Genomic DNA, 3,063 nt, shown 5'->3' on the forward strand with positions numbered 1-3,063 from the left:
AACTCGCGGATCTCCGCCGCGTTGAACCCTGGGCTGATTGACATTTCCCATGCCTCCTACTGCTTGTGAAGTGGCTCACAAGCAGCTTGACGCAGAGGGATTTCGGGCTGAAACGGATGTTTGGGGCCGGTTTTGCGCAAAATCTCCGTCGAATTGGTTCGAGACCGCCTGACTGGTCCGCCTGACTGGTCCGCCTGACTGGCGCCTAGCGGGTCCGGGCTCCGGCAGGCGCCGGCCGCACCCGCTGCGCCTGCAGGGTGCGTTCCCGCATCGCAAGGAAAAGCGGGAAGGTGAAGGCGAACGCTGTCAGACCCGAGAGCACCACGTAGAGCCAACCCCGCTTCATCCCGATCCGCCTGGCCTCGACGATGATCAGGATGCTGCCGGCCACCGCCACCACCAGCAGGTCAACGGTCAGTGACGACACCGCCGGACCGCTGTTCACCCAGTCACCGACGAAGTCGCGTAGCTGCACGATCGCCAGCAGGTTGAAGGTCCAGGTGCCCACGAGGCCGCCGAGGCTGAGCGCCAGGTAGACGGCGGCGAGCGGGGTCCAGTTTTTGGTCATACGTCATTATTGCCGCCCGGTAGGGTCGAAAGCCGACCCTGGGAGCACCATGCCACACGCATCTCGCAAGCCTGCGTCAACCCGCAGCCGGCGTTCCAGGCGACGGCCCGTCACCGCCCTGATGGTGGTCCTGCCGCTCCTGGCTTTGGTCTCAGCGATCGTGGTCGGCGTGCCCGGCGTCACGCCGGGAGAGACATCCGTTCCCTTCCCGGTCGGATCCACGGCCGCGGCCCCGGTGACCGGCGACGCGGCCGACCTGCTCGCCACCCTGCCGGTCAAGGGCAAGGCCGCGAAGACCGGCTACGACCGCACCGGCGAGTTCGGCTCCGCCTGGCGCGACGTGGACGACAACGGCTGCGACACCCGCAACGATATCCTGGCCCGCGACCTGGCCGCGATCGTGACCGACGCGTCCTGCCGGGTCTTGAGCGGCGAGCTGCTGGCGCCGTACACGGGCGAATCGGTGTCGTTCGAGCGCGGCGAGACCACCTCGATGCTCGTGCAGATCGACCATCTGGTCGCTTTGTCGAACGCCTGGCAAACCGGCGCCGCGCAGCTGACCCGGGAGGAGCGGATCGCCCTGGCCAACGACCCGCTGAACCTGCTGGCCTCCGACGGTGTCTCCAACTCGCAGAAGGGCGACGGGGACGCCGCCACCTGGCTGCCCGCGGAGAAGTCGTTCCGCTGCGAATATGTGGCCCGCCAGATCTCCGTGAAGGCCACCTACGGCCTATGGGTGGCCCGGGCCGAGCACGACGCCATGGCGCGCGTGCTCGCGACCTGCCCCGGCCAGCCTGCCTACTCGGCCACGCCCGGTCTGGACTAGTTCCGCGTCGGCACAGCACGAACCGTCACAGCCCGGCTACACCGACACGAGGACCTCGCCGATCTCGCTGAAGCCCTGGTCGGTGACGGTGATGACCAGCTTGGCCGGGATCTGCTCCTTCATGGAGTCGACATGGCTGATCAGACCGATGGTGCGGCCGCCGGCGCGGAGGCCGTCCAGGGTGCTCATCGCGGTTTCCAGGGTGGCGCCGTCGAGGGACCCGAAGCCCTCGTCGACGAACAGGGTGTCGAGGGCGATGCCTCCGGCCTGGTTCGACACGATCTCCGCCAGCCCGAGGGCGAGGGCCAATGACGCCAGGAACGTCTCGCCGCCGGAGAGCGACTGGGTGGGGCGGGCCCGCCCGGTGTGCGCGTCCCGGATCATCAGCCCGAGCCCGGACTGGCCACCACGGAACTGCACCGAGTCGTCGTGTTCGAGGGTGTAGCGGCCCCCGGTCATGGTGCGTAGCCGGTTGTTGGCCGCTGCAATGATCTGCTCGAGCTGCGCGGCGAGAACGTAGGTCTCCAGGCGCATCCGTTTCGTGTTGGGTTCGTCGCCATGCACGGCCGCCGCCAACTCCCGAACCTGCGTCTGCGTGGACAGAAGCTCCGCGCCGGCGTCGAAGTGCACGCGGGCATCCGTGACCAGGCCGGTCATGACGGCCACCCGCTCCCCCAGAGAGCCGCGTTCGGCCAGCGCCGCATCCCGTTCCGCCGCCGCCGTCACCAGGGTTTCCCGGGCCGGACCGACGTCGGTTAGGCCGGCGGGAAGACCCGTGAGCGCCGGTTCGGCCAGCACCGAGCGCGCCGCCGCGCGCGAATCGTCGTGGCCGCGGATCAGCTCTTCCAGCTGCCGCACGTCGGCGTCGTCCTGGTGGGCGGCGGCCACGTCCTGCTCGTCGACGAAACCTTCGCGGTCCAGCTGGGCCTGAACGGATGCGCCGGCGGCGTTCCGCAGGCTCCGGCGCTCACGGCTGTGGTCGAGGGCCTCGTCGAGGGCCCGCGCGGAGGCCAGCTCGGCCCGCAGCCGATCGACCCGGTAGCCCACCGAGGCGAAGTCGCCGCGCTGGGCGGACACTCGGTCGTCGATGGCCTGTCGGGCGCTGCGGCGCTCGGCAAGCTGCACGGCCGCCTCATCGCGGGCGGAGCAGAGGCCTGCCAGGGCACGGCCGACCTCGTCGAGTTCGGCCCGCAGCCGGCTCTTGTCGAGGCCGAGCGCTGCCGCCCGCACGCCGGCGTTCACGGCCGCGGCGAGGGCCACCTCGGACGCGGCCATTTCGGCGACGATTTCGTCGATGGTGCGCTCCCCGGCCCGGGCCCGGGCCTCGGCCAGGTCGGTGGCCACGGTGCCTGCGGCGGCGTGCGTTTGATCGAGTCGGGTCTGCGCCTGCTTCAGGCATGCCCGTGCCGCCACGATGTCGGCTTCGGTGACCGGTTCATCGTCGCCGGTGGCGGGAGCCGGATGCGCGGTCGAGCCGCACACCTCGCACGGCTCCCCCGGCACGAGGTGCGAGGCCAACTCGACGGCGTGGCCGGCCAGCCGCCGGTCCACGAGGGTCTGGTAGCGCACCGCCGCCGCCGCGTTCTCGCCGGCGGCGACCGCGTCGGTCCGGTGCGCCACCTCCAGCTCCGCGTCGAGACGCCGCACCTGGCCGGCCGCGCCCTCGGCC

Annotated in this window: 3 protein-coding genes; 1 reads left to right on the top strand and 2 read right to left on the bottom strand. The window is 70.6% G+C overall.

Going from position 1 to position 3,063, the window contains the following annotated elements:
* Positions 1–205: 205 nt before the first annotated feature.
* Complete coding sequence (locus E3T40_RS15585) at positions 206–568, bottom strand: DUF2834 domain-containing protein (RefSeq protein WP_104193930.1); 363 nt, start codon at positions 566–568, stop codon at positions 206–208.
* Between the two features lie 49 nt (positions 569–617).
* On the opposite strand from E3T40_RS15585, the gene E3T40_RS15590 reads away from it, so the two are divergent.
* Positions 618–1,394 carry an HNH endonuclease family protein gene (locus E3T40_RS15590; protein ID WP_134544700.1) on the top strand — a complete coding sequence of 259 codons (777 nt, stop codon included), beginning with the start codon at positions 618–620 and terminating at the stop codon, positions 1,392–1,394.
* A 36-nt stretch (positions 1,395–1,430) separates the two neighbouring features.
* Here the strand turns inward: E3T40_RS15590 and E3T40_RS15595 are convergent.
* Positions 1,431–3,063, bottom strand: a 1,633-nt coding sequence (locus tag E3T40_RS15595) for an SbcC/MukB-like Walker B domain-containing protein (RefSeq protein ID WP_304999553.1), incomplete at its 5' end; no start/stop codon positions are given.

Origin of the sequence: Cryobacterium sp. TMT1-19 (assembly GCF_004403055.1) — a bacterium.
Taxonomy (GTDB): Bacteria; Actinomycetota; Actinomycetes; order Actinomycetales; family Microbacteriaceae; genus Cryobacterium; species Cryobacterium sandaracinum.

Coding starts and splice junctions, on each gene's coding strand:
- E3T40_RS15585 (WP_104193930.1), bottom strand. CDS start 568: ATGACCAAAAACTGGACCCCGCTCGCCGCCGTCTACCTGGCGCTCAGC.
- E3T40_RS15590 (WP_134544700.1), top strand. CDS start 618: ATGCCACACGCATCTCGCAAGCCTGCGTCAACCCGCAGCCGGCGTTCC.